Source organism: Paenibacillus sp. LRG-1 (assembly GCF_057220305.1).
This window is the reverse complement of the sequence record NZ_CM170126.1, coordinates 185,001-211,273: the sequence shown is the minus strand read 5'-3', so window position 1 is coordinate 211,273 and position 26,273 is coordinate 185,001. Positions and strand designations below refer to the sequence as shown.

The window sequence follows — 26,273 nt, the reverse complement described above, 5'->3', positions numbered from 1 at the left end:
ATCTGGACACTACTTACTCCATTTTATTTATCACATTATAACATTAACCCGGGACAGACACTAGAAAAAAAACTAAAAAAACCGGGGCTGAAAGCCCCACGGACATTCTTTTTACGGAATCAGGCCATTTTCGCCCCTGATTTTGTCAGCCATCTCATCAATTTTGCGAAGCCGATGATTTACACCCGATTTACTCACGACCCCTTTGAGCATTTCCCCGACTTCTTTTAAATTCAAATCGGGATGAGCGAGTCGAATTTCTGCCACTTCACGCAGTTTATCCGGCAAGGTCTCCAAACCAACTTCCCTCTCCAGCAACTTAATATTCTCAATTTGCCGGACAGCAGCTCCGATCGTCTTGTTCAAATTAGCCGTTTCACAATTGACAATGCGATTTACGGAATTGCGCATATCGCGCATAATGCGTACATCTTCAAATTTGAACAAGGCTTGATGCGCCCCAATGATGCTAAGCAGCTCAATGATCTTCTCACCTTCCTTGATGTAGAGAATAAAACCTTTTTTTCGCTCAATACAGCGAGCATTTAGATGAAATTCATTCGCAAGATCAACGAGTGCCTGACAATGCTCCTCATACATCGAAGAAATTTCAAGGTGGTAAGACGATCCTTCAGGATTGTTGACAGAGCCACCTGCCATAAAGGCGCCCCGCAAATAAGCCCTCTTACAACAGTTTTTCCGAACGATATCCCGATTAATCCCGTCAGTGAACAAGAAACCTTCTGAGACGATATAAAGATCCTTTAGCAGCTGTTGCACACCATTGGGAATACGGACAATGTACACATTATTTTTTTTCAAGCGCATTTTTTTCCGTACAAGCAGTTCGATATGAAGTTGAAAATGCTTCTTGATCAAGGAGTAAATCCGCCTTGCAATCGCGGCATTTTCTGTGGACACGTCCAATATCACCCTTTTATTCGACAGTTGTACGGATCCGAGCATACGTATGAGCGCAGATAGTTCCGCTTTCTCACAACAGGACTGGCTTTCAATCATCGTAAGCTCTTTTTTCGTTTGTGCCGCAAAGGACAAGGGACTCACCTCCTTCTTAATATCCAGTTTTGTACCAATTGGTAAATATGCTGGCTTAATTTGTCGGCATCATGCCGTAGATACGTACGGAACAAAACTAAAGTATCTGCCACCACTTTATATCCCCGATCGGTCAGCTCGCCCATGTCTACTTGAACTGGCTTAGCGCCCTGCTCGGCATACATTTCCTGTACTTGGGGTGGAATTTCTCCGTTATTTACAATGACATAGTCGAAGAGATGATGCCCTACATGCTCAAAAATAGCTTGCAGGTGATCTCCTACCGTATAGCCATCGGTTTCTCCAGGCTGGGTCATAACGTTACAGACAAATATTTTGATAGCGTCTGATTTTACTACAGCTTCAGCGAGTTTAGGTACAAGCAAATTCGGTAATATGCTGGTATATAGACTGCCGGGGCCAATCAAAATCGCATCAGCCTCATTAATGGCCTCTACAGCCTCAGGCAACGGCTCCACGTGAGTCGGTTCAAGAAAGACGCGTTTGATTCGTCCGCCCGCTTCCGGGATCTTGGACTCTCCGGTAATCACCGTGCCATCCTCCATTTCGGCACTTAGCACAACGCCTTCCTCAGCTGCCGGCAGCACGCGTCCCCGGACAGCAAATACACGGCTAAGCTCACGCACCGCCGTTACAAAATCTCCCGATATATCGGTCATCGCTGCTAAAATCAGATTACCCAGGCTGTGGCCTGACAATCCTGATCCCGCACCGAAACGGTATTTCAGCATATCTGACATCACTGGTTCCACGTCAGCCAAGGCAGTCAGCACATTGCGAATATCCCCTGGAGGGGGCATCTGCAGCTCACTGCGCAAAATCCCGGAGCTTCCGCCATCGTCAGCGACTGTAACAATAGCCGTAATATCTAGCGGCTTTTGCTTTAAGCCCCGCAGCATGACGGACAAGCCGGTTCCGCCGCCCATAACAACAATACGTGGGCGCTCCCGTTGTGATCCGGTCTCTTTCATGATTTCACCTCATTAATGCCGGTCCCGATCAGCATCCCGATGCGAAACAGAAACAGATTCTGTCTCGCTGGCACCCAGCATCTTTCCTAAATACTCCGATATTGCAACAGAACGATGCTTACCGCCAGTACAGCCAATGCCGATAATGACCTGGCTTTTGCCTTCTTTGCGATATTGCGGAATCAAAAAGTGTAACATATCCAGCAACTTGGTCAAGAATGCCTGAGTCTCGGGCCATTTCATGACATAATCATATACATCGCTATCCTGTCCCGTGTGGGGACGTAGTTGGTCCACATAGTGGGGATTAGGCAGGAAGCGCACATCGAATATAAGATCGGCATCAATGGGAATACCATACTTGAAGCCAAAAGAAGTAATGTTCACGGAAAGCATACTGCTCTCCAGATGAGAAAATCGTGAAATAATCCTCGCCTTTAAGGTTGCAGGCTTCATCACACTTGTATCAATAACCTGTGTAGCCGAGCTTTTTAATTCTTCCAACATCTTGCGCTCCAACCGAATCCCATCCAAAGGCATGCCGTCTGGAGCCAGCGGATGACGTCTACGGCTTTCCTTATACCGCTGTACGAGAACGCCATCATTCGCATTTAAGAATAAAATTTCACAATGAATCGTAAAATGATCTTTAATATAATTCAACGATTCAGACAAGGCGGTGAAAAATTCTCGTCCGCGTAAATCAATTACGAGTGCCACCTTGCCTATTTTACCGTTAGACTGCTCAATCAACTCGGCAAATTTGGGAATCAGTACAGGAGGCAAATTATCAACGCAGAAGAAGCCCAAGTCTTCCAGGCTCTGAACCGCAATGGTCTTCCCTGCGCCTGACATCCCCGTAATAATAATGAGCGTTGCCCACGGCGCAGCATTTTTTAGGTTATCTGTCATATGGACTTCCCTCTCCTTTTGCTTCTTCGCTCTATGCCAGTACCCGTATTATCAGTAACCTGTGGATCAGGATCAGGAACGTAGCAACAAACCAGCTGCCCCTACGATACCTGCGTCATTGCCCAGCACAGCTGGAACAATCGATACCCCTTTTTGAAGGGGCTCAGGTGCCAGTTTGGTGTACACGCGACGCATCTCTTCAAACAAAAAGTCGCCTGCTTTGGAAACACCGCCACCTATGATAAACAACTCTGGATTAAGCACAGCGGCAACTGCTGCCATAGATTTCCCCAAATAGAAAGCAGCACGGTTCACGATACGCAGAGCGACTTCATCCCCGGCTTTAGCAGCATCAAATACTTCCTTGGCAGCAATTTGATCTTCCAGCGCCAGAGAGGTCCGGTCGCCACGTTCCACAGCGTCCTTGGCCATACGAATGATGCCTGTTGCGGAAGATACAGTTTCCAAGCAACCCATTTTGCCGCATCCACACTGAATAGCCTCCAGATCAGGTACGACACTGATATGGCCAATTTCTCCGGCCATGCCCGAAGAACCTTGGTATATTTTACCGTTTATAATAATGCCGCCACCTACTCCTGTTCCCAGGGTATAGCATACGCAGTTTTCTATGCCTTTGCCTGCACCAGCCCAAGCCTCACCCAGCGCAGCAACATTCGCATCGTTGTCTATTTTCACAGGCTTGCCAATCCGGTTCTCTAGGAGCGCACGGATCGGTACGTCACGAAAGCCAATATTAGGAGCGAGGACAATAATACCATCACGAACATTCGTAAAACCTGCAACGCCTGCACCGACACCCTTTAGTTGATCCCACTCATAAGGAGATTGCTCAACAATATGCCGCACATATTTTTCGATATTACCGATGACAACGTCTACACCTTTATCGGTTTCGGTTGGTCCCTCATATGTGTGCAAAAGCTGTCCGTTTTCATTACAAATGCCGACTTTAATCGCGGTACCGCCCAAATCGACACCTACATAGATACTTTCAGACATGTTCCAAGCCACCTTTATGTTTACTTAAAAACCTGGTATGAAATATACGCTTACAATTCCTACTTCATAATAGTAATCCTACGTTCCAACTATAATTGAAGCCCCCGTTACGGTCAAGGACACTTCCTTGTTGAAAAGTGTACGATTAGCGGAATTTTTAACCTCATGCACCCATAAGAAAAACGTCTATTGACGTACTTTCAAGGAAGCCAGACCACGCTTAACGGAAATTTTTCTTGCGATTATAGATTGTTCAGCTCCGCTGAAAACTTATAAATTCTATAATCATAAAAAGGAGAAAGCCTGTGCAAACGCAGCAGGCTTTCTCTTCCTGAACAAAAGATGCGGCATAACAGAGGTTTCCTTCGCTCTCCCGTTAGCCTTTTTGTGTACCATAGACACGCTTTTATTGATCCAGTGTTTCGCTCCAGTCGTGAACAGCACTGCCTTCGAGATACTTCTCGCAGTCCATAGCCGCCATACAGCCCGTTCCCGCAGCCGTAATAGCTTGACGGTAACGGTTATCCTGTACGTCCCCACAGGCAAAAACTCCGGGGATGTTCGTTTCCGTTGTGCCTGGCTTTACTACAATATAGCCGTGTTCATCGGTATGAATTTGTCCGTTCAGGAAACCTGTGTTCGGTGTATGCCCGATGGCTACGAACACGCCATCTACCTCAATCAGCTCATCCTGATTGGTCTCATTATTGTGTACCTTCAAACCTTTTAAGCCTGCTTCTCCCGTCACAACTTCAAGAGGAGTCCGGTTTAATGCCCAATGTACTTTTTCGTTCTCACGCGCACGATCTTGCATAATTTTGGATGCCCGCAACTCATCGCGACGATGGACCAAGGTTACACTGGAAGCAAAACGGGTCAAGAAGCTCGCTTCCTCCATGGCTGAATCGCCACCGCCAACCACGACAATCTTTTTCCCGCGGAAAAAGAAGCCATCGCAAGTTGCGCACGTGCTGACTCCGCGACCTACATTGTCCTGCTCACCCGGAATGCCTAGATATTTGGCGGACGCACCTGTAGCAATAATGACCGACTCCGCCTCAATGATACCTTTACCCTCTACCTTCACTTTAAAAGGGCGTTTGCTGAAATCTACTTCCTCTACCCATCCGGAAGTAAATTCAGCGCCAAAACGTTCAGCCTGCTTGCGCATATTATCCATCAGTTCAGGCCCGAGGATACCTTGCTCAAAACCCGGGAAATTTTCAATTTCGGTCGTTGTAGTAAGCTGCCCACCGGGCTGCATCCCTTCAATGATCAGCGGATTCATGTTAGCGCGTGCCAAATAAATAGCCGCTGTGTAGCCTGCAGGACCTGTACCAATAATTATGGATTTATACATACGTTTGTTGCCTCCTTTAAGTGATGTTTGGAGCAGGTCTCAGACCTGCTTTTTAAACGTGGAGAGCGGCTGCTTCAGCTTCTGTTTGATACCACACACGCTGTCAATCTGGCGTGCATAGCGGCTTACGGTCGATACGGAAATACCATAACGATCGGCTACTTCCTGATAGGTGACTGAATGATGATGCATTTTGGCTGTCAAATATTCCAGCGCCGCTGCCCATCCCTCAGTATGCTGAACCATCGGAACTTCCGGGGCGAGCCGATCCAAATACTCCAGCCAAAGCGATTTCAAATCGTGCTGCATGGCCGGATCTGATGGCTTGCTCATGACGGTCAGTACCTTATCCAGCACTGCCTGCCATTGTGGATCGACTGGGGAAGCAGATACATCACCTTCAATTGTATGCGGATCGTTCTCAACCTCCGACTGATCAGAATGTTCCGTTTCCGGGTACATTTTCTGCTCACCCTGCTCCGCCAGCTCTTGCAATACTTGCAAGGCACGACGTTTCAGCTCATCCTCCTGGTCCGGGTCTTCTACGAAGGACTCCAGTGCCTGACGCACCTCATCATCACCGATCAGGCTTAACGCCTGAATGACCTGAAGCTGAGTCGCCCGGTCCCCGTGGCGCAAGGCCCAGAAGAAGGATGATCGGATTAGCGGGTCCTTCTTCATGCTGTCAGGCACCTGGTCAGCACCAAACTTCTCCCACATGCGGAATTGCTCCTCAAACGGGAGATGATAATGATAGCTGAGCACTTGCAGCGGTGTACCCTCCTGCTGGAGTTCCTCCAGTCGGGACAGGAAAAACCGCGGAACTTCCGAGGAAGCATCCTGCTTTTGCAAATGACTCCACAACCGCCGAGCTTCCGCATATCTTCCCGTATTGCTGGCAGCTACCGCCGTGTAATGGTACAAAGAAGCGTCCGCATTGTTCTCTCCATCGCCATGAAGCAACCTGCGGAAATGTCTGTAGGCCTCCTCGTGGCGTCCGAGAATCCCCATAGTGGTCGCCAGCTTGAATACCTGCTCCTCCTGAAACGGTATAGTAACCGCCAAAGTCTGCACCAGACGATCCAATTCCGGGCCGCCGCCCTCGTGCTGATAAAAGATCGCCAAGTTGCACAATGCGTGTAAATTACCCGGCTCATCTTCCAGCACTTGAATAATGGTAGCCTTAGCATTTTGGAACAATCCCATGTAGTAATACGCCAGCGCCAGATTATTCCGCGCAGCGAACATATCCGGTTGTTCCTCTGAAATTTGCTTGAGCAACTGGGCTGCCTGAGCAAATTTCCCCTCCTCCAGCAGGACACGAGCCTGATCATGCTCTACTACTCCCTGCCGGGCCTTAATGCGGTTCAGCTTCGTTGGACGGTCCAGCTCATAATAGAGCAGCTCCATCATTTCCTCCGCTTCATCAAGAAACTGGCCTTCTTCGTCCTCCTCCAGGTACGTGACCAATGCTTTCTCCGCTTCTTCAAACTGCTCCATATTAGCGTAATTATTCGCCATATAGAAATAACACTCTGTCATCGACGAGTCTACGTCACTTAGAACAGAGGACAGGATCTCATTCGAACCTGCATAATCCCCCATCTCTGATAATATACCCGCCATATTGCAATGATTCACCGGATTATCCGGTTCATATTCAACGGCTTTGCGAAAATATTTCAATGCCTTGTCATAATGATTGCGATCAAGCGAGCGCACAGCTTTCTCAAAAAAGAAAGATGCGTCGAAACGCAAAGCAATAATTTTAGGGCTAGGTTCCGATACTCGCAGATGTTTCCCTTTCATAAATAACCAAGGCACCTCCTTTAAAAGTAACTGGCATGTTCATACCCTTCAGTATACCACAACTTCAAAACGACTTGACAGTCGATCCTACCTCATTCCAAAAAACGGATATATGCTCGTATACCGATAGATATAGATACAAGAATACGCTAAATAGCCGAGCGCTTTTTCCCTGTATAAATAGGGAGCGTTCGGCTAGCCACTGGATATGATACTTAGACCCAATAAACGTAATAATTAAAGCGTCAGCGGCACCAGCGAGCGCTCGCGATGCTGAAATACGGCAAGCTCGCGATAGCCGACTTCATATAGAAGCGCGCGTGCCTTCTCCAAGTGCTCGGACAGCTTCGCCGGATCATGAGCATCCGATCCTACGGTCAGCGGGATGCCTAGCGTAAAAGCTTCTTCCAGCATGCGGCGGCTCGGGAACATCTCGGCACAGGGCTTCGAAAGCCCTGATGCATTCAGTTCCATCGCCCGACCGCTACGGGCAACGGCTGAGAGTGCGGAGCGCTCCAGTTCACGCAGCTCCTCCATTTCCTCCGGCTTCGGATGATAGCCGAAGCGCTTAATGACATCCAGATGACCCATGATGTCATACAAACCGGTAGCTGCCGCCTTGGAAACCGCATCATAATACGTGCGGTACACCTCAAGCACATTTTTGCCTTCCCAATGGTGTACCTGACGGAAGTCCGTGACATCCCATTCACCGAGAAAGTGGACGGAACCAATCACATAATCCCAGGGATACGCGGTGATGATGTCTTCGATTTCTCGTTCCCAGCCCTCGATGTAGTCGCCTTCCAAGCCAACACGAATATCAATTTGTCCTTTAAAACGTTCCTTCAGTTCCAAACATTCTTCCACGTAGCGGGGCAGCTCCTCCATAGGCATCGCCATTTCCGGATAATAGTCAGCCGGTTTTACATGCAGTAGTGGCATGTGATCGGACAAGCCGAGCTGATCTAGCCCCAGCCGAATTCCCTGCTGCACATACTCTTCCAGACTCCCTATGGCATGCCCGCAGCGGGCGTGATGCGTATGATAGTCGATTTTCATGCGACCCTCCCCCTTTCAACACTACAACAAACCGTACTAATCACGACGAGGACGTTCATGACGGCGATTCAGCTCAGCCAGCACGTCATCGAGCGGTAGCTTGCGCTCCTGCAACAGCACCAGCAGGTGATAAATCAAATCGCTGACCTCCAGGCGCAGTTCGTCATTATCTTTATTTTTGGCGGCAATGATCGTCTCGGATGCTTCCTCGCCAACCTTTTTCAAGATTTTGTCTACACCTTTATCAAAAAGATAAGTCGTATAGGCCCCTTCAGGACGTGTCTCTTCGCGCTCCTTAATAATCGCCTCCAGCTGGGCAAGCACCTCAAAGCGGTCTGCTGAAGCATTGGAAACATCATTTACCAGCGTGTGGTCTCCTGCATTTCCTGCAACAGGTGCTACAGCCGTTCCTGGCGCGGAAATATCACGAAAAAAGCAGCTCGTTGCTCCTGTATGACAGGCAGGACCACTCGGAATGACACGTACCAACAGGGCATCACCGTCACAATCCAGCTGGATGGAGGTGATTTTTTGCGTATTCCCCGAAGTAGCCCCCTTATGCCACAGCTGCTGTCTAGAACGAGACCAGAACCAGGTCTCTCCCGACTCCAAAGATAGTTTCAGCGACTCGCGGTTCATATAGGCCAGCGTCAGCACCTGAAGCGTAGCATCATCCTGCACAATCGCCGAGACAAGACCTACCTCATTCCAGCGGACATTATCCAATATCTGCTCCAGAGATAGCTGTTGGTTCAATTCGTTGCTCATCGTATCTCCACTCCTCTGCGCTTCAAATCCCGTTTTAGCTCAGGGATTCCTATTTCTTTATAGTGAAAAATCGTTGCTGCTAATCCAGCATCCGCTTTGCCCGCCGTAAACACGTCATAGAAATGTTCCTGTTTGCCTGCACCACCAGAAGCGATAACTGGAATTCCGACGGTATCCGATACCGCAGAAGTCAGTGGCAGGTCAAAGCCGTCCTTGGTTCCGTCCGCATTCATGCTGGTCAGCAGAATCTCACCGGCTCCCAACTGCTCAGCTTCCTTGGCCCAGGCCAAGGCGCGGATACCAGATGGCGTGCGGCCTCCGTGCGTATACACTTCCCACTCGCCCCACGCCTTGTTGTACTTGGCATCAATGGCAACAACGATACATTGTGAGCCAAAGCTGCGCGCACCCTCCGCAATCAGCTGAGGGTTACGGACAGCTGCCGTATTTACGCCGATTTTATCAGCTCCGGCACGCAAAATGCGTTTCATATCATCGACATGAGATATCCCGCCACCTACGGTGAAAGGAATGGCAATTTCCCCGGCTGTCTGACGAACTACTTCTTCCATGGTGGCACGCCCTTCAACTGAAGCAGAAATATCCAGAAATACGATTTCGTCTGCCCCTTCCCGGTCATAAAGCGCCGCCAATTCCACCGGATCGCCTGCATCGCGTAAGTTCACAAAATTAACGCCCTTAACCACCCTGCCATCCTTTACATCCAAGCAGGGAATAATACGTTTAGCCAGCATGCCTACTCCCCCTATGCCTTTGCTACAGCTTGTACGGCGACCTGTAAATCAATGCTGCCTGTATACAATGCCTTACCCACAATAGCACCGCCCACACCCTCTTTCGCATAGGTGCTCAGCGTGATTAGATCGTCCATCTTGCTGACACCGCCGGAAGCGATCACGGTTCGTCCACTGCTTTTCGCAAGGGCTACGATAGCCTCAACATTCGGGCCTTGCATCATTCCGTCGCGGGAAATGTCTGTGAAAATGAACGTTTCAGCTCCCTTGGAGGCCAACTCAGCAGCCAATTCGTCCGCTCGAACTTCCGAGGTTTCAAGCCATCCGCGCGTGGCCACATAGCCATTCCGTGCATCCAGACCAATGGCGATCCGATCACCGTAGGTACCCAATACCGCTTCCGTAAAAGCACGATCCTCAATCGCTGCCGTCCCCAAGATCACACGGCTCACGCCCAGCGACAACAGCCGCTCGACATGTTCACGTGTACGCAGGCCGCCACCCACTTGTACAGGCACTTGCACCGCAGAAGCGATGCGCCCAATGAGCTCATCGTTCACCGGTTGACCTGCTTTAGCACCATCCAAATCAACCAAGTGAATGTAGGAGCCGCCCAAACGCTCCCATTCTTGGGCAACCTCCACCGGGTTTTCGTTGTATATCGTCTCCTGGTTATAATCTCCTTGTACCAGTCGTACACATTTGCCATCGCGAATATCAATCGCCGGGTATATCGTGAACAAAGTATGACCCCCTTGTGAGCTATTCAACATCTATATGCCTTTACATCAATCAACGACCAAAGTTCGCGTACCTCCAACTGCAGACTCACGAATCGTTACGCTCGCTTTTCCGCTTCCGCTAGTTCCAAAAACTGACGAAGCAGTTGCATCCCCATTTCCCCGCTTTTCTCTGGGTGGAACTGCATGCCATATACATGGCCTCTGCCCACGATAGCCGTTACGGGCCCACCGTAGTCGGTCACCGCCAGCAGGTCACTTTCGACCTCCGGCTTCGCATGATAGGAATGCACAAAATACACATGTCCTTCCTCCAAGCCCTGTAACATCGGGTGATCCGGCTGAGTCATACGCAGACGATTCCAGCCCATATGCGGCACTTTAACCCCCAGATCAGGAGCAAACCGAATAACCTCGCCTGGTAAAATATTAAGCCCTTCGTGACTGCCGTATTCTTCACCACGAGTGAATAACAGTTGCATTCCTAGACAAACACCGAGCAGCGGTTGTCCAGCGCTTGCAACCTCCTGAATCACCCGATCCAATCCGCTGGAACGCAAATGCTCCATAGCGTCCCCGAATGCCCCTACACCCGGCAAAATCACACCGCTGGAGGAACGAATCACTTGGGCATCTCCCGTTACTACAGCCTCATAGCCAAGACGCTCAACCGCCTTGCTCACACTATGCAGATTGCCTCTGCCGTAATCCACAATGGCAATGGACATGGACTACAGCACTCCCTTCGTTGAAGGCACTCCCGTCACTCGCGGATCAATGGAGGTCGCTTCATCCAGTGCACGTCCCAGTGCTTTGAACACCGCCTCAATCATATGGTGGGTATTTTGCCCGTAGTGAACGATGACGTGTAGCGTCATGCGAGCCTCCAACGCAAATTTCCACAGAAATTCATGCACCAGCTCTGTCGAAAAGCTCCCTACCTGCTGTGATGGATACTCCGCACGATACTCAAAATGGGGTCGGTTACTCAGATCAATGACAACTTGCGCGAGCGCCTCATCCATCGGTACAAAGACGCTGGCATAGCGCTTAATTCCTTTTTTATCACCCAACGCTTCCAGCAAGGTTTGCCCCAAACAAATACCAATGTCCTCCACGGTATGATGATCGTCGATATCAACATCCCCTCTGGCCTGTACATTAAGATCAAATTGTCCGTGCTTGGTGAACAAATCCAGCATGTGATTCAGAAAAGGAACATCCGTTTCAATCTCAGCTTGCCCTGTGCCGTCTACTGCAAAAGATAGCTGAATATCCGTTTCGTTCGTCTTTCGGCTGACGCTGCCTGTACGTCCTGTTACGTTATTTTCGTTCCCCATCGCCATCCACCGCCTTCTTTTCATTGTCCAATCGAACTTGTATCGCCCGTGCGTGACCTTCCAGTCCTTCATGGCGGGCAAGCTGCATAATCGTCTCTCCATTGCGCAGCAGTGCTTCCTTGCTGTAATAGATCATACTCGACTTCTTGATAAAATCATCAATATCCACTGGCGAAGAAAACCGCGCCGTTCCATTCGTCGGGATAATGTGGTTAGGTCCAGCAAAATAATCGCCTACCGGCTCCGAGCTGTACGCTCCCAGGAAAATAGCTCCCGCGTTTTCGATCAGACCCACATGCTCCATCGGCTGCTCTGTCATAATTTCCAAATGTTCTGGTGCCAGTTGGTTTACAATATGGATACCCTCTTCCAAAGTGTCGACGACAATGATAGCCCCGTATGCCTCCACAGATGCAGCAGCAATATCTCTACGCGGCAGCTCTGCCAATTGGCGCTGTACTTCAGCTGATACTTCTTTGGCCAAGCGTTGCGAGGGCGTAACCAGTATGGCTGAGGCCATTTCATCATGTTCCGCCTGTGAAAGCAGGTCGGCCGCTACATAAGAGGCATTCGCCGTGTCGTCAGCCAACACGACAATTTCACTTGGTCCCGCTATACTGTCGATATCCACCGCGCCGTACACCTCTCGCTTCGCTAGCGCTACATAAATGTTGCCGGGACCGCAAATTTTATCGACTGGTTCAATGCTATGTGTTCCGTAAGCGAGAGAGGCAATCGCCTGCGCTCCGCCAACCCTATATATTTCCGTTACACCAGCCTCTGCCGCAGCTACCAGTGTATATGGATCTATCCCTGCCTTGCCGCCTGTAGCCGGGGGTGTCACCATGACAATCTCCGGTACACCAGCTACCTGAGCGGGAATGACATTCATCAGCACCGAGGATGGATAGGCTGCTTTACCGCCCGGAACATACACGCCTACACGTTTCAACGGTCGGATAATTTGGCCGAGCAAGCTACCATCCGGCTGTAAATCCATCCACGAATTACGTTTTTGCTTCATGTGAAAAGCACGGATATTATCCGCCGCCTCTCGAATCGCCTGTAAAAAAGAAGGCTCTACCTTGTCATATGCCGCCTTCAATTCTTCCTCCGTCACACGAAGTTGCTCTGCTACCAGCGATACACCATCAAACGATTGCGTATACCGCAGGACAGCCTCATCCCCCTCTTGGCGTACCGAATGAATAATGGTACGCACAGCCTCATTTTGCTCAGGTGTGCCGTAATCCACCTCCCGTTGGAGGCTGAAATCACGGGCTGATACGATCTTCATTTGTCCATTCCCCCTTACTTGCAGCTTGCAGAATGCCCTGTAACCATTGGCTTATTCCTTTAGTTCATTTATTCACGGGGTGCCACCGCATTTGGAATCACCTGATGCAATCGGTCACACAACGCCTGAATCGGGCCGTTTTTCATCCGGTAGCTGACCCGATTGGCAATCAGACGACTGGTAATATCCAGTATGCTGATCTGCTCGACTAATCCGTTCTCCCGCAAGGTTTGCCCCGTTTCCACCATATCAACAATACGGTCTGCCAGACCAATTAACGGCGCCAGTTCAATGGAGCCATTCAGCTTAATAACCTCCACCTGTTGACCTTGCTCCCGAAAATACTGGGAAGCCACGTTCGGATATTTTGTAGCGACCCGCTGACGAATACCTGGCTGCCAATCTGGTAAAGCAATCACCGACATCCGACAACGGGCAATCCCCAGATCCAGCAGTTCATACACATCCTTGTTTTCTTCCAGCAAAACATCCTTGCCCACGATGCCGATGTCCGCCGCCCCGTACTCTACGTACGTAGGAACATCGACGGGCTTCGCCATAATAAATTCCATGCCTAGCTCGGGCAGTGGAATGACCAGTTTACGCGTTTCGTCCACATCCAGTGGAATCGGAACCCCCGCTTGGCGAAACAGCTCGGAAGCCTGCTTATAAATCCGTCCCTTTGGCATGGCTACCTTCAACGTTTCCGTCATGGCAATTCTCTCCTTTGTACTGGCTGTCTTCCTTCGGCTGTATAGCTGTATACCTCTGCGTACAGGCCATGCTGTTCACGACGTCGATCTTCCGTTCCGCCCGTAAGCCCTGTCACTACCGTAAGGCCTATTGCGCGTAGCTGTGCCGCTGCGGATAACGCCTCTTGGCGTCCCTGTTCGTCATAACGGATAAGTACAGGAAGCTTCGTCTCCATTTGGATACCATCCACACCATCGACGATGCGGTTTGTCTTCAATGCAAATCCCGTTGCAGGTACGGATCGACCAAACTGCTGAAGCAGATTGTCATAGCGACCTCCGTTGCATACCGGGAATCCAATCTCCGCCGCATAGCCCTCAAAAGTCATTCCTGTATAATATGAGAAATCTCCGATCATGGTAAGGTCGATTAACACATGCTCAGATACGCCGTAAGCCTCCAGTACTTCCCACACCTCGCACAAATGTGCAATGGATCGAATCGTCTGCTGCTCCACACTAAGACGGGTAGCCTGGTCACAAATTTCTTTTCCACCGCGCAACCGAAGAATAGCTTCCAGCTTATCCCGATGTTCGGGAGCCAAGCCCAAAGCTTCAATCGCTGTTCGGTAGCCCACTACATCACGACTGAGCAACAGTTCCTTTAGCGCTTGTTGTTCAGCCTGACGGCCTGGAATGATTTCCTCAAATAAGCCGTTCAGGAATCCCACATGTCCCATGGCAATTTTAAAAGAGGTCACCCCTGCTGCCTGTAATGATGCAATTGCCAATGCTACAACTTCTGCATCAGCCTCAGGCGAATCATCACCCACCAGCTCCACACCCGTCTGAAAAAACTCCGCTTCTCTTCCTGCTTCTTCCTCAATCGCCCGAAATACATTTGCGTGATAGGAAAGTCGGAGTGGTACTTCCTCTTCCTTTAGCAACGAAGATACCACCCGTGCAATCGGAGCGGTCATATCCGATCGCAGCACCAACGTGGTTCCCCTGTTATTGAGCAATTTAAACAGCTTCCGATCGGAAGTAGAACTAGCCACTCCCACCGTATCGTAGTATTCCATCGTAGGCGTCATAATCTGGCGGTAACCCCAACGCTCCATGCATTCGAGTACATTCAGTTCAATGGCCCGCAGCTTCGACACTGCACGCGGAAGATAATCTCGAACCCCTACAGGGATCTCAAATCCTTTTGGCTTAGACATCTCTATCACCTCATGATTTCACAATATCTTTATCATGGTAAAGTGCTAACAAACTAAAGTATATTCGATATATTATCATGCCCTACTTGTGAACGTCAACCGAACAGCGCAGCCCTTTTTTTACGGATTCGCCAAGTGGCTGCCCCCCTCTATATTTTATCCAATGCAAAATACATGAATCCTATATGAAAAACATCTATCAACATATTCTCCGGAGCAAGACCGCGCTTACGGTAATTTTTGTGCATATAGAGTTGTTCAGCTCCACTGAAAACTTATAAATTCTATACTCTAAAAAAAGACTGCCAGCTTTAAGCTAACAGTCCAAATCAAAATATTTAGCTATTTATCTGTTCATCTTTACTCCGGGAAGGAAACTTTGGAACCGTGCCCAAACCGATCCATGCAAATGGTACATATCGAAAACACAACGTCACAATCAGCCATGAGCCAAACAGCGCCAACAACCATCCACCCGCAACAGAGAAGATATATTCTACCGGCGTTCCTTGGAAATCCAACTTGCGATACACCCGCAATAACGCTGGGTGAAGTAAATAAATGCCGAATGAGCATGCCCCCAGCCAACTGATTAACATTCGCAACCTATCGTTAGTATGACGATATAATAAGACCGAGAACTGAAACAGCACCAGCGCAGAGACGAGGGCATATGCATTATGGAGCAGTTCATAGATCAGCGAGTCTGCATAGATGGCTTTGCGGTATGCTACAAACCATATTTGCACATAAGCTATACCCAGGAGTAGCCAAGCCACCCACAAGCCCCACCAACTGATCAACTGACTGCGACTAATTGCCGTACCTGACACCGGTAAAAGCCACTTTTTAAACCCTTCATATCCAATTGCTACAGCTGCACCCAAGGCAAAATAACTGATATACGTAATCGCAAGACTTCCTCTTTCCTCTTGCCAAACGTATTTGTTCAGCAATACAAACCCCCATTGAATGACTAACCCTACTATCAAAATGACAAAGGCTGCTCTCCGTGGACTCGATATCGAATGACGTAAACGCTGCACTCCCCACAGCAACAGCGGAAAGACCAAATAAAATTGGATGATGATGATGACATAATACAAATGCGTGTATGCCTTTCCCGTTAACAGCACGAGCGGAAGATCACTGAGCGGCATCAACCCACGTGTTACCAAGGTCAAATAATACACAAGAGAAAACAAAACGTACGGTAACACAATAAACATCAGTCTTTTTCGGAAAAATACAAGCATATTCTTACCACGAAGCGGCCTATCGACATAATTGTAAAATAAAACAAACCCGCTCACAAAAATAAATACGGGCACTGCAAAGCTACTAAACACATTTAAAAATAAAAAAGGATAAAACAATAGAGAATGACGCGCATCAATTAAAGCCATTGAAGTCGCATGAATGGTAACAACGGCTGTAATTAATATTCCCCGGTAAATATCAAGCTCTGGTATACGTTCTTTTTTGACCAAATCAACACGCTCCCATATCGCCTTGCAAATATGTCTGTTATCAATTTTTAAACATAATTAACATGCATTACCCCACTTATTATACAGAAAAACAATGCAAGAAAGACCCCTTAATACATAAGGGGCCTTTCTATTGTGCTATTTACTGCTCATTCACACCAGAGCGTCTTAAATCACGTAACGGATTGCCACCCACAAATGCACCTGCGGGCACGTCTTTATGCACGACGGCTCCGGCCGCTACGATAGCTCCGTCACCGATGGTCACACCCGGCAAAATGGTTGTGTTGGCGCCGATCAACACATGATCACCAATCACCACTTTACCGATACGATACTCCTCTATGAGGTATTCGTGAGCCAGTATCGTCGTGTTATATCCAATGACCGAATTGTTCCCTATCGTAATATGCTCCGGAAAAAAAACATCTACCATCACCATCAGGCCGAAGGCCGCATGTTGCCCCACCTTCATCCCCAGCATTCTGCGGTAAATGACGTTTTTCAGAGAAAGCACAGGACAATACCGGGCAATCTGTATAAAAATAAAGTTCTTAATGCCTTTCCAGCGGCTCACCGTCCGATAAATCTGCCACAACGCATTGGGACCTTCTACAGGATAGCGGTTCACCTTTCTCACGATACATTGACACCTTGAAGCTCCAGCTTCAGCAAATCCCGCATATCATGCAACATGTAGTCTGGCCCATATCCGCGCAGAGTTTCCTCACCCTTGAGCGACCAAGCTACACCAGCCGATTTCACACCTGCTGCCTGAGCTGACAAAATATCAAAAGAACTGTCTCCGACCATCAATGTATGCTCTGCTTCAGCATTCAAACCTGCCAATGCCTTGAGCACTGGCTCAGCGTGTGGCTTTGGATGCTCCACATCGTCTACCGTCACAATATAGTCCATAGAGGAGGTCAGATTGAACAGGTTAAGTACACGTAACGTGGATGGTCGTATTTTGGTTGTCACAACCCCCAGCTTAATTCCTCGCGCACGCAACTCCTGAATAACCTCAATGACATATGGAAATGGCTTCACCATTTGATCATGATGAATCTGATTATAAGCACGATAGTCCTTAACTAACCCAGATACATCCGTTAATCCCGAAAAAGTACGGAGTTGATCGTCCAGCGTTCCACCCATATGAGGAATAATATGCTCCCGCGTCAGCGGATCAGCATCCGGATGATTCAAAATGTGTAGAAATGTGCTGATAATCAACTCATTCGTATCCATGATGGTGCCGTCTAAATCAAACAAAATCGTATTTATCATAGATGCTCCTTCTTGTCCTCGTCCGTGTCTTCCTTAGGTAGCTTATCCGTCGTAGCTGTTGGAGGAACCGCGCCCTGTCCTGGACGGGATACCTGTTCTGGCGTCACGTCAGGTACCTGATCAATCCCCGCTTTGCTGGAGATAATCGGATCGCTATACCGAGCAACAGATGTGCCCTTCCGGCGACGAACCAAAATGAAAATCACGGCGGCTATCACAATGAAAATAGGCAGCAATTGCGAGATCCGTACATTACCGTAACTCGGGTCCAGATGCCCTGGTTCAAACCCTAACCACACCATAGGAGACCACAAAGCATTCACAAAGGAAGCCAGCCAATCTGGTCCCTGAAAAGCCAAACTATCCGTCCGTACACGCTCGATGAAAAAGCGGCCAATCGAGTACCAAATGAAGTAAAACGCAAACATTTCGCCTGCACGTACAAATTTCATACGACGAATGACGAGCAGCAAAATCACACCGACAATACTCCACAGTGATTCATATAAAAATGTAGGGTGATGGAAAACCCCGTTAACGTTCATCTGATTCACAATGAAATCCGGCAGATGGAGCTGATTTCGCAAAAATGTTTCTTCCGTCGGTCCACCGTAGGCTTCCTGATTGACAAAATTACCCCAGCGTCCAATCGCTTGACCGATCAGTAGGCCTGGTGCACAAATATCAGCGATACGCCAGAAGTTATACCCTTTATACCGGAAATAAATGACCGCACATATAATGGCTCCGATCAAGGCACCGTATATCGCAATACCGCCGTTCCAAATTTTGAAAACATCCCATAGATTATCTCGGTAGTCTTCCCATTTGAAGGCTACATAATAAATACGTGCTCCAATAATAGCTGATGGAACACCCAGAAGCAGCATATCCATAAAAAAGTCCTGCGGAATACCGAATCTTTTTCCTTCACGGATGGCGAGATATAAACCCACAAGCGCCGCCAGCCCCAAAATAAGCCCATACCAGTGGACCTTGATTGCCCCGATTGAAAAAGCGATCGGATTCAGCAGTAATGTTGCCGTTGACATATGTTTCTCTCACTCCTCGTTCTTCCTTGCAAACGAACAAACCTTAATCCATCTCTTCCATATCTTCAGAAATCGTAGCAGTCAGCTTGTTTGTAAATTGCAGGGCTGCATTAACGCCCATTTGTTTCAAACGATAGTTCATCGCCGCCACCTCGATAATAACAGCCAAGTTTCGGCCCGGACGAACTGGGATTGTAACCAGTGGAACATCTGTATCAATAATGCGTGTCGTTTCCTCATCGAGACCAAGACGGTCATACTGCTTGTCCTGCTGCCATGCCTCCAGACGAACAACCAATGTAATCCGCTTGTTATTACGAACTGCACCGGCCCCAAACAGCGTCATCACATTAATAATGCCCACGCCACGAATTTCCAACAGGTGACGTATCAACTCAGGTGCTGTACCATGCAGCTGAAAATCGGACGTTTGCCGAATTTCTACCGCATCATCTGCTACCAAGCGATGTCCACGTTTAACAAGTTCCAGTGCCGTTTCACTTTTACCAATTCCGCTACTTCCTGTGATAAGCATTCCCACGCCATACACGTCACACAGTACACCATGAATGGTCGCCGTAGGAGCCAGCTTTCTTTCGAGAAAGCCTGTGATGCGGCTTGATAAAATCGTCGTCGCCATATTAGTACGCAGTACAGGAATATCTCGCTCTGCGCTCGCCTCCACTAACTCAGCCGGTACCTCCAGACCACGTGTGATGATAATACATGGAGTCAGCTCTGTACACAGACGCTCCATCCGATCCCGTCGCTCCTCAGGAGGCAGCATCCCCAGAAAAGCCAACTCAGACCTTCCCAGAAGCTGTACCCGCTCCTGTGTATGATATTCAAAATACCCGGCCATCTCCAGACCTGGGCGATTCAAATCATCCACTGTGATCAGTCTTCGCAGACCTTTTTCACCAGAAATAACTTCCATTTGAAACTGCTGTACAAGCTCGGATACCTTTACCTGTTTAGCCATTGTATTCTCCCCTTCATCTGCAACACCGGATTCTATACGTCATTTGATTTATGTAGCTTTACCCTATTAACCATACAGCCCAACGCCAGTCTATGCTGCACTGCATCAATCCACACTCCATTTGATTTAACACTATGGTTCCAGGCTAACTCTATTCCGACAGCTGGATTGATCCCATCTAGGACCCTTGCCAACGAACCTTGCCTGCATCTAGACCTGTACCATTGTACCCATCGTATCGGAATTTTCCAATGAATGCAATGCCGAAGCTAGTAGCCGTATGCGATATACAAAAAGAGTCGCAGTTCTCCGCTTGGGGAAAACTGCGACTCTCTTCCAGAGGCAAATTTTATTCGCCAACCAGAATACTCAATTCCGATTCCTTATCAAAAATATGAACCTTGTTCATATCAACAGCCAACTTCGCTTTGACACCATCACGAGTATTGGAACGTCCGTCTACACGGGCAATAATCGTATCATTTCCGGCACCGCTCAGGTACAACAGCATTTCATGACCGAGATTTTCTGTTACATCCACAGTGGATGTAAAGATTGTATTCGGAGAAGCCTCCAAGAATACAGGCTCTTCATGAATATCCTCAGGGCGGATACCCAAGATCACATCTTTGCCGATATAGCCCTTCGCTTTTAAAATCTGTCCTTTACCTTCTGGTACGAACAGATCCAGACCCGGCGCAGTAAAATGCAATGCACCTTCTTTTTCAACCAGCTGACCTGTGATAAAGTTCATCGTAGGAGAGCCGATAAAACCAGCAACGAACAGATTCACTGGACGGTTGTACAGTTCATCCGGGGATGCAGCTTGTTGAATGATACCATCCTTCATAACGACAATCCGATCACCCATCGTCATGGCTTCAATTTGGTCATGTGTTACATAGATACAAGTGGTTTCAAGGCGTTTAACCAGTTTAGTGATTTCAGCACGCATTTGACCACGAAGTTTAGCATCCAAGTTGGAGAGCGGCTCATCCATCAGGAAGACTTGAGGATCGCGGACAATCGCACGGCCCAGAGCGACACGTTGGCGTTGACCACCGGACAGCGCCTTAGGTTTACGTTCCAGCAAGTGCTCGATATCGAGTATTTTGGCAGCTTCGCGTACTTTCTTGTCGATTTCTTCTTTCTTAACTTTGCGCAATTTCAGACCGAACGCCATGTTCTGGTACACGCTCATGTGCGGATACAGGGCGTAGGATTGGAATACCATCGCGATATCGCGGTCCTTTGGAGCCACGTCGTTCACAACACGATCCCCAATGTACAATTTACCATCTGAAATTTCCTCCAGACCAGCAATCATACGAAGTGTAGTAGACTTCCCGCAACCGGAGGGACCAACCAATACGAGGAATTCTTTATCTCGAATGTCCAAATTGACATCAACAACCGTAGCTTTATCTGCACCCGGATATTGCTTGAAAATATGCTCTAAACGTACACCAGCCATAGCTTTTGCCTCCTAAGATCGAGTTATGAAATCGAATACATTTCTTACTTGTATCTTACCCTAGTCCTTGTAGCGTGGCTATTCGCAAACTGCACAAAGATGCTATTTCCTTTTTGTCACTTTGTACAATAGGAGATAGAGCTTGACCAAAACCGCATCATTAAACGTCCGCACGTCCAATCCGGTCTCCTGTTTGATCTTGTCCAAACGGTAAATCAACGTATTTCGATGCACATACAGACGCTTAGCTGTCTCACTCACATTACAATCCAACTGAAAAAAGATATCTAATGTAGCCATCGTTTCTGAGTCTTCCAGTATGACAGATGATTTCATTACCTGCTCTAAAAATAGTACGCGTTGTTCCTTGGGAATGCGGTTTAACAGCCTTTCTAAATGAAGCTCCCATGAAAAGTGGATGTGCTCTGTTACATGAAAAATCTTGCCCAGATGTATCGTCTCCCATAACAAATTCAGCTCTTGGGGAAGACTTTGCAAAGGGATCGAAGGCTTAGAAACCGCCAAATGGAATACACCCACCCACTCATTCGCAATAAGCTCATATAGGCCCAAGCTAAAAGCCGTAAGAACCTCCTCCAGCGATTCCGTAAAATCTGCATCCCTGGACTCAGTGTCTTTATCCCGTTCATCGTCCGCACCTAATAAAAGCTCCTTTTTAGCCATAATCAGCCAAGACTGTTCGTCCAATGGTGTAAGCAGCACATCCCCTCCAAAATAGCTTGCGAACAATCGATGAAGCTGCGTATAAGTAATAGCCCCCTCCTGTGTTCCCTCGCCATTCAGTAAAATCGGAACCATACACGCTGATAGCGAATCACGAAGCTGCAATTCATCAGGAACCTCTTCTTCCCTGTTTAAATTGGCAGCCTGCTGTATGAGCCATTGTCCAAAACGATTCATCCGCTCTTCCTCGCTATAAATCGGGTTGTCCGACAATTGTGGACCGTTCTGCCAGACCTGCTCCATGTTCCCCAATAGCGCTTCTACCAGTTTCCGTTCTCGATCCGTCAAATATCTGGCCTCTACCACAAAGGCAGCCAGTTCACCTGCCGACGCACGAAACGGAAAATATAACTTGTTGTCACGGACAAACGATCTATCCGGAATAACTGAATCGGCTGTCTCTCCCTCTGCCATCATTTCCGGGCACCAAGGCACTATGGTAAAAGGCGCTTGAATAATATTCTGAAGCTGTTGCTGAATCCATTCTGTATCCAGAGTCACGCGATCACCACTTCACTTTTTTTAGAATATAGAATAAGCATTGAGCGAACATAATGAACTCATTATAACCTGTCGATACCGTAAAATAAAAAAGCTATATAAAAACATAACTTAAAACAATACAAAAAAAGCCATCAACCTATAGTTGATGACTTCTGATGAGCCATGAAGGACTCGAACCTTCGACACCCTGATTAAAAGTCAGGTGCTCTACCAACTGAGCTAATGGCTCGTAAAACTGGTGGAGGATGATGGATTCGAACCACCGAACCCGTAAGGGAGCAGATTTACAGTCTGATGCGTTTGGCCACTTCGCTAATCCTCCATATAAAGGTGGCTCGGGACGGAATCGAACCGCCGACACGAGGATTTTCAGTCCTCTGCTCTACCGACTGAGCTACCGAGCCATACCCATTAACAAAAAAATAAAGTGCGGAGGGATACCCCTTCCCACTTTAGTACGGAAAAACTATTGAATTGAAAAATGGCGGAACTGACGGGATTCGAACCCGCGATCTCCTGCGTGACAGGCAGGCATGTTAGGCCTCTACACCACAGTTCCCTAGATTTTTCAAAATTCAAAAATGGTGCCGGCGAGAGGACTTGAACCCCCAACCTACTGATTACAAGTCAGTTGCTCTACCAGTTGAGCTACACCGGCACAATGGTGGAGGCTGAGGGGATCGAACCCCCGACCCTCTGCTTGTAAGGCAGATGCTCTCCCAGCTGAGCTAAGCCTCCTGGGTATGTATGGTAGCGGCGGAGGGGATCGAACCCCCGACCTCACGGGTATGAACCGTACGCTCTAGCCAGCTGAGCTACACCGCCATAACATAATATTTCGCTAGCTTGTCCTAAATGGCGGAGAGAGAGGGATTCGAACCCTCGCACCACTTTCGCAGTCTAACCCCTTAGCAGAGGGTCCCCTTATAGCCACTTGGGTATCTCTCCATATAAATGGACTCGCTTAGCAAAATTCCGCAAGTTATTCTTTAAATCAACAAAGTGATTTGGAATATCAAGCGCAATTTCAAGGTTACACCCTGAAAACTGGATCCGAAACTCATTTGCGTTTTATTTAGGATAAGCCCTCGACCGATTAGTATTGGTCAGCTCCATGCATTACTGCACTTCCACCCCCAACCTATCTACCTCGTCGTCTTCAAGGGGTCTTACATACTGGGAAATCTCATCTTGAGGGGGGCTTCACGCTTAGATGCTTTCAGCGCTTATCCCTTCCGTACATAGCTACCCAGCGGTGCTCCTGGCGGAACAACTGGTACACCAGCGGTACGTCCATCCCGGTCCTCTCGTACTAAGGACAGCTCCTCTCAAATTTCCTACGCCCACGACAGATAGGGACCGAACTGTCTCACGACGTTCTGAACCCAGCTCGCGTACCGCTTTAATGGGCGAACAGCCCAACCCTTGGGACCTACTTCAGCCCCAGGATGCGATGAGCCGACATCGAGGTGCCAAACCTCCCCGTCGATGTGGACTCTTGGGGGAGATAAGCCTGTTATCCCCAGGGTAGCTTTTATCCGTTGAGCGATGGCCCTTCCATGCGGTACCACCGGATCACTAAGCCCGACTTTCGTCCCTGCTCGACTTGTAGGTCTCGCAGTCAAGCTCCCTTCTGCCTTTGCACTCTTCGAATGATTTCCAACCATTCTGAGGGAACCTTGGGGCGCCTCCGTTACTCTTTAGGAGGCGACCGCCCCAGTCAAACTGCCCACCTGACACTGTCCTCGCACCGGATTACGGTACCAAGTTAGAACCTAGATACGATCAGGGTGGTATCCCAAGGATGCCTCCCTTCAAGCTGGCGCTCAAAGTTCTACGGCTCCCACCTATCCTGTACAGATCGTACCCAAATTCAATATCAAGCTGCAGTAAAGCTCCATGGGGTCTTTCCGTCTTGTCGCGGGTAACCTGCATCTTCACAGGTATTAAAATTTCACCGGATCTCTCGTTGAGACAGCGCCCAAGTCGTTACGCCATTCGTGCGGGTCAGAATTTACCTGACAAGGAATTTCGCTACCTTAGGACCGTTATAGTTACGGCCGCCGTTTACTGGGGCTTCGGTTCATAGCTTCGCCCGAAGGCTTACCACTCCCCTTAACCTTCCAGCACCGGGCAGGCGTCAGCCCGTATACTTCGCCTTGCGGCTTCGCACAGACCTGTGTTTTTGCTAAACAGTCGCTTGGGCCTTTTCACTGCGGCCCCCTCGGGCTATTCACCCTACCGAGGCACCCCTTCTCCCGAAGTTACGGGGTCATTTTGCCGAGTTCCTTAACGAGAGTTCTTCCGCGCGCCTTAGAATTCTCTTCTCGCCTACCTGTGTCGGTTTGCGGTACGGGCACCTTCTCCTGGCTAGAGGCTTTTCTTGGCAGTCTGAGATCATGACCTTCGCTACTACAATTTTCGCTCCCCATCACAGCCCAGCCTTACGATGTGCGGATTTGCCTACACACCAGCCTCACTGCTTAGACGGACATCCATCAGTCCGCGTCACTACCCTACTGCGTCACCCCATCGCTCATAACGGATTACGGTGGTACAGGAATTTCGACCTGTTGTCCTTCGACTACGCCTATCGGCCTCGCCTTAGGTCCCGACTTACCCTGAGCGGACGAACCTTCCTCAGGAACCCTTAGGCTTTCGGCGGATCTGATTCTCACAGATCTTTTCGTTACTCATACCGGCATTCTCACTTGAATGCAGTCCAGCGCTCCTTACGGTACACCTTCAACCCGCATTCAACGCTCCCCTACCCCTGATGCAAGCATCAAGCCATAGCTTCGGTGGTGTGTTTAGCCCCGTTACATTTTCGGCGCAGAGTCACTCGACCAGTGAGCTATTACGCACTCTTTCAATGGTGGCTGCTTCTAAGCCAACATCCTGGTTGTCTGTGCAACTCCACATCCTTTCCCACTTAACACACACTTGGGGACCTTAGCTGATGGTCTGGGCTGTTTCCCTTTCGACAATGGATCTTAGCACTCACTGTCTGACTCCCGGAACTAAATCTATGGCATTCGGAGTTTGACTGAGCTTGGTAACCCTTGCGGGCCCCGCACCCAATCAGTGCTCTACCTCCACGATTCTTTTTTCCGAGGCTAGCCCTAAAGCTATTTCGGGGAGAACCAGCTATCTCCGGGTTCGATTGGAATTTCTCCGCTACCCCCACCTCATCCCCGCATTTTTCAACATGCGTGGGTTCGGGCCTCCAGTGCGTGTTACCGCACCTTCACCCTGGACAGGGGTAGATCACCCGGTTTCGGGTCTACGTCCACGTACTCAAGTCGCCCTATTCAGACTCGCTTTCGCTGCGGCTTCAGCTCTTCACCTTAACCTTGCACGGGAACGTAACTCGCCGGTTCATTCTACAAAAGGCACGCCATCACCCATAGATCGGGCTCTGACTTCTTGTAAGCACACGGTTTCAGGATCTATTTCACTCCCCTTCCGGGGTGCTTTTCACCTTTCCCTCACGGTACTGCTTCACTATCGGTCGCCAGGGAGTATTTAGCCTTGGCAGATGGTCCTGCCGGATTCATACGGGGTTTCACGTGCCCCGCACTACTCGGGATCCGTCTCGGAGAGAACAAGTTTTGAACTACAGGGCTTTTACCTTCTCTGGCGGGCCTTTCCAGACCTCTTCATCTAACCGGTTCCTTTGTAACTCCATGTGAGACGTCCCACAACCCC

The 26,273-nt window shown here is 48.8% G+C and carries 22 protein-coding genes, 8 tRNA genes and 1 rRNA gene (1 of these 31 only partly in view); all 31 read right to left on the bottom strand.

Going from position 1 to position 26,273, the window contains the following annotated elements:
- Positions 1 to 111 precede the first annotated feature (111 nt).
- Complete coding sequence (gene whiA / locus ACUUJN_RS00935) at positions 112 to 1,056, bottom strand: DNA-binding protein WhiA (RefSeq protein WP_013308256.1); 945 nt, start codon at positions 1,054 to 1,056, stop codon at positions 112 to 114.
- Positions 1,057 to 1,061: 5 nt separating this feature from the next.
- Positions 1,062 to 2,048, bottom strand: a complete 987-nt coding sequence (locus tag ACUUJN_RS00930) for a gluconeogenesis factor YvcK family protein (protein ID WP_023986485.1) — start codon at positions 2,046 to 2,048, stop codon at positions 1,062 to 1,064.
- 12 nt (positions 2,049 to 2,060) lie between these two features.
- Complete coding sequence (gene rapZ, locus ACUUJN_RS00925; protein ID WP_013308254.1) at positions 2,061 to 2,960, bottom strand: RNase adapter RapZ; 900 nt, start codon at positions 2,958 to 2,960, stop codon at positions 2,061 to 2,063.
- 72 nt (positions 2,961 to 3,032) lie between these two features.
- Positions 3,033 to 3,983 (bottom strand): ROK family glucokinase, encoded by a 951-nt coding sequence (locus ACUUJN_RS00920; protein WP_023986484.1) that lies wholly within the window; start codon positions 3,981 to 3,983, stop codon positions 3,033 to 3,035.
- A 406-nt stretch (positions 3,984 to 4,389) separates the two neighbouring features.
- Positions 4,390 to 5,343, bottom strand: coding sequence for a thioredoxin-disulfide reductase (gene trxB / locus ACUUJN_RS00915; RefSeq protein ID WP_013308252.1), 954 nt, complete (start codon positions 5,341 to 5,343; stop codon positions 4,390 to 4,392).
- A 39-nt stretch (positions 5,344 to 5,382) separates the two neighbouring features.
- Positions 5,383 to 7,152: a tetratricopeptide repeat protein gene (locus ACUUJN_RS00910; protein ID WP_023986482.1), complete on the bottom strand. Its 1,770-nt coding sequence runs from the start codon at positions 7,150 to 7,152 to the stop codon at positions 5,383 to 5,385.
- Between the two features lie 237 nt (positions 7,153 to 7,389).
- Positions 7,390 to 8,214, bottom strand: coding sequence for a histidinol-phosphatase HisJ (gene hisJ / locus ACUUJN_RS00905; protein ID WP_023986481.1), 825 nt, complete (start codon positions 8,212 to 8,214; stop codon positions 7,390 to 7,392).
- 36 nt (positions 8,215 to 8,250) lie between these two features.
- A complete protein-coding gene (gene hisIE, locus ACUUJN_RS00900; RefSeq protein ID WP_484669158.1) occupies positions 8,251 to 8,982 on the bottom strand; it encodes a bifunctional phosphoribosyl-AMP cyclohydrolase/phosphoribosyl-ATP diphosphatase HisIE in 732 nt (243 codons plus the stop codon).
- Entirely contained in the window at positions 8,979 to 9,737 is a 759-nt protein-coding gene (hisF, locus tag ACUUJN_RS00895; protein ID WP_023986479.1) for an imidazole glycerol phosphate synthase subunit HisF, read from the bottom strand. Before hisF ends, hisIE begins: the two co-directional genes overlap by 4 nt.
- Positions 9,738 to 9,748: 11 nt before the next feature.
- On the bottom strand, positions 9,749 to 10,480 hold the full coding sequence (gene hisA / locus ACUUJN_RS00890; RefSeq protein WP_023986478.1) for a 1-(5-phosphoribosyl)-5-[(5-phosphoribosylamino)methylideneamino]imidazole-4-carboxamide isomerase: 732 nt from the start codon (positions 10,478 to 10,480) through the stop codon (positions 9,749 to 9,751).
- 95 nt (positions 10,481 to 10,575) lie between these two features.
- The gene (hisH, locus tag ACUUJN_RS00885) at positions 10,576 to 11,205 is read right to left on the bottom strand and encodes an imidazole glycerol phosphate synthase subunit HisH (RefSeq protein ID WP_028541873.1); all 630 of its coding nucleotides are present in this window, start codon (positions 11,203 to 11,205) and stop codon (positions 10,576 to 10,578) included.
- A gap of 3 nt (positions 11,206 to 11,208) precedes the next feature.
- Positions 11,209 to 11,817 carry an imidazoleglycerol-phosphate dehydratase HisB gene (gene hisB, locus ACUUJN_RS00880; RefSeq protein WP_013308245.1) on the bottom strand — a complete coding sequence of 203 codons (609 nt, stop codon included), beginning with the start codon at positions 11,815 to 11,817 and terminating at the stop codon, positions 11,209 to 11,211.
- Entirely contained in the window at positions 11,801 to 13,114 is a 1,314-nt protein-coding gene (gene hisD, locus ACUUJN_RS00875) for a histidinol dehydrogenase (protein ID WP_264454304.1), read from the bottom strand. Before hisD ends, hisB begins: the two co-directional genes overlap by 17 nt.
- 68 nt (positions 13,115 to 13,182) lie before the next feature.
- Positions 13,183 to 13,827: an ATP phosphoribosyltransferase gene (gene hisG / locus ACUUJN_RS00870; protein ID WP_023986475.1), complete on the bottom strand. Its 645-nt coding sequence runs from the start codon at positions 13,825 to 13,827 to the stop codon at positions 13,183 to 13,185.
- Positions 13,824 to 15,029 carry an ATP phosphoribosyltransferase regulatory subunit gene (locus ACUUJN_RS00865; RefSeq protein ID WP_023986474.1) on the bottom strand — a complete coding sequence of 402 codons (1,206 nt, stop codon included), beginning with the start codon at positions 15,027 to 15,029 and terminating at the stop codon, positions 13,824 to 13,826. The genes hisG and ACUUJN_RS00865 overlap by 4 nt, the downstream gene beginning before the upstream one ends.
- Before the next feature lie 338 nt (positions 15,030 to 15,367).
- Entirely contained in the window at positions 15,368 to 16,519 is a 1,152-nt protein-coding gene (locus tag ACUUJN_RS00860; protein WP_484669157.1) for an acyltransferase, read from the bottom strand.
- Positions 16,520 to 16,661: 142 nt separating this feature from the next.
- Positions 16,662 to 17,159, bottom strand: coding sequence for an acyltransferase (locus tag ACUUJN_RS00855; RefSeq protein WP_028541869.1), 498 nt, complete (start codon positions 17,157 to 17,159; stop codon positions 16,662 to 16,664).
- Positions 17,156 to 17,809: a pyrophosphatase PpaX gene (gene ppaX / locus ACUUJN_RS00850; protein WP_028541868.1), complete on the bottom strand. Its 654-nt coding sequence runs from the start codon at positions 17,807 to 17,809 to the stop codon at positions 17,156 to 17,158. The genes ACUUJN_RS00855 and ppaX overlap by 4 nt, the downstream gene beginning before the upstream one ends.
- On the bottom strand, positions 17,806 to 18,861 hold the full coding sequence (gene lgt, locus ACUUJN_RS00845; protein ID WP_484669156.1) for a prolipoprotein diacylglyceryl transferase: 1,056 nt from the start codon (positions 18,859 to 18,861) through the stop codon (positions 17,806 to 17,808). The genes ppaX and lgt overlap by 4 nt, the downstream gene beginning before the upstream one ends.
- A gap of 43 nt (positions 18,862 to 18,904) precedes the next feature.
- Complete coding sequence (hprK, locus tag ACUUJN_RS00840; protein WP_013308232.1) at positions 18,905 to 19,843, bottom strand: HPr(Ser) kinase/phosphatase; 939 nt, start codon at positions 19,841 to 19,843, stop codon at positions 18,905 to 18,907.
- A gap of 349 nt (positions 19,844 to 20,192) precedes the next feature.
- Positions 20,193 to 21,317 carry an ABC transporter ATP-binding protein gene (locus ACUUJN_RS00835; RefSeq protein ID WP_028541867.1) on the bottom strand — a complete coding sequence of 375 codons (1,125 nt, stop codon included), beginning with the start codon at positions 21,315 to 21,317 and terminating at the stop codon, positions 20,193 to 20,195.
- Positions 21,318 to 21,419: 102 nt separating this feature from the next.
- The gene (locus tag ACUUJN_RS00830; RefSeq protein WP_023986464.1) at positions 21,420 to 22,562 is read right to left on the bottom strand and encodes a PucR family transcriptional regulator; all 1,143 of its coding nucleotides are present in this window, start codon (positions 22,560 to 22,562) and stop codon (positions 21,420 to 21,422) included.
- A 159-nt stretch (positions 22,563 to 22,721) separates the two neighbouring features.
- A tRNA-Lys gene (locus ACUUJN_RS00825) sits at positions 22,722 to 22,794 on the bottom strand.
- A gap of 7 nt (positions 22,795 to 22,801) precedes the next feature.
- Positions 22,802 to 22,887 (bottom strand) — tRNA-Tyr (locus ACUUJN_RS00820).
- Between the two features lie 9 nt (positions 22,888 to 22,896).
- Positions 22,897 to 22,969: transfer RNA gene (locus ACUUJN_RS00815), tRNA-Phe, on the bottom strand.
- 78 nt (positions 22,970 to 23,047) lie between these two features.
- Positions 23,048 to 23,124: transfer RNA gene (locus tag ACUUJN_RS00810), tRNA-Asp, on the bottom strand.
- 23 nt (positions 23,125 to 23,147) lie between these two features.
- A tRNA-Thr gene (locus ACUUJN_RS00805) sits at positions 23,148 to 23,223 on the bottom strand.
- Between the two features lie 4 nt (positions 23,224 to 23,227).
- A tRNA-Val gene (locus ACUUJN_RS00800) sits at positions 23,228 to 23,303 on the bottom strand.
- A 10-nt stretch (positions 23,304 to 23,313) separates the two neighbouring features.
- Positions 23,314 to 23,390, bottom strand: a tRNA-Met gene (locus tag ACUUJN_RS00795).
- A 31-nt stretch (positions 23,391 to 23,421) separates the two neighbouring features.
- Positions 23,422 to 23,513: transfer RNA gene (locus ACUUJN_RS00790), tRNA-Ser, on the bottom strand.
- A 128-nt stretch (positions 23,514 to 23,641) separates the two neighbouring features.
- A 23S ribosomal RNA gene (locus ACUUJN_RS00785) occupies positions 23,642 to 26,273 on the bottom strand (it continues 294 nt past the right edge of the window).

Coding starts and splice junctions, on each gene's coding strand:
- trxB (WP_013308252.1), bottom strand. CDS start 5,343: ATGTATAAATCCATAATTATTGGTACAGGTCCTGCAGGCTACACAGCG.
- hisF (WP_023986479.1), bottom strand. CDS start 9,737: ATGCTGGCTAAACGTATTATTCCCTGCTTGGATGTAAAGGATGGCAGG.
- ACUUJN_RS00865 (WP_023986474.1), bottom strand. CDS start 15,029: ATGTCTAAGCCAAAAGGATTTGAGATCCCTGTAGGGGTTCGAGATTAT.
- ACUUJN_RS00835 (WP_028541867.1), bottom strand. CDS start 21,317: ATGGCTGGTGTACGTTTAGAGCATATTTTCAAGCAATATCCGGGTGCA.
- hisB (WP_013308245.1), bottom strand. CDS start 11,817: ATGGGGAACGAAAATAACGTAACAGGACGTACAGGCAGCGTCAGCCGA.
- hisD (WP_264454304.1), bottom strand. CDS start 13,114: ATGAAGATCGTATCAGCCCGTGATTTCAGCCTCCAACGGGAGGTGGAT.
- hisG (WP_023986475.1), bottom strand. CDS start 13,827: ATGACGGAAACGTTGAAGGTAGCCATGCCAAAGGGACGGATTTATAAG.
- ACUUJN_RS00920 (WP_023986484.1), bottom strand. CDS start 3,983: ATGTCTGAAAGTATCTATGTAGGTGTCGATTTGGGCGGTACCGCGATT.
- hprK (WP_013308232.1), bottom strand. CDS start 19,843: ATGGCTAAACAGGTAAAGGTATCCGAGCTTGTACAGCAGTTTCAAATG.
- ACUUJN_RS00910 (WP_023986482.1), bottom strand. CDS start 7,152: ATGAAAGGGAAACATCTGCGAGTATCGGAACCTAGCCCTAAAATTATT.
- ACUUJN_RS00930 (WP_023986485.1), bottom strand. CDS start 2,048: ATGAAAGAGACCGGATCACAACGGGAGCGCCCACGTATTGTTGTTATG.
- ppaX (WP_028541868.1), bottom strand. CDS start 17,809: ATGATAAATACGATTTTGTTTGATTTAGACGGCACCATCATGGATACG.
- hisJ (WP_023986481.1), bottom strand. CDS start 8,214: ATGAAAATCGACTATCATACGCATCACGCCCGCTGCGGGCATGCCATA.
- lgt (WP_484669156.1), bottom strand. CDS start 18,861: ATGTCAACGGCAACATTACTGCTGAATCCGATCGCTTTTTCAATCGGG.
- hisIE (WP_484669158.1), bottom strand. CDS start 8,982: ATGAGCAACGAATTGAACCAACAGCTATCTCTGGAGCAGATATTGGAT.
- rapZ (WP_013308254.1), bottom strand. CDS start 2,960: ATGACAGATAACCTAAAAAATGCTGCGCCGTGGGCAACGCTCATTATT.
- hisH (WP_028541873.1), bottom strand. CDS start 11,205: ATGTCCATTGCCATTGTGGATTACGGCAGAGGCAATCTGCATAGTGTG.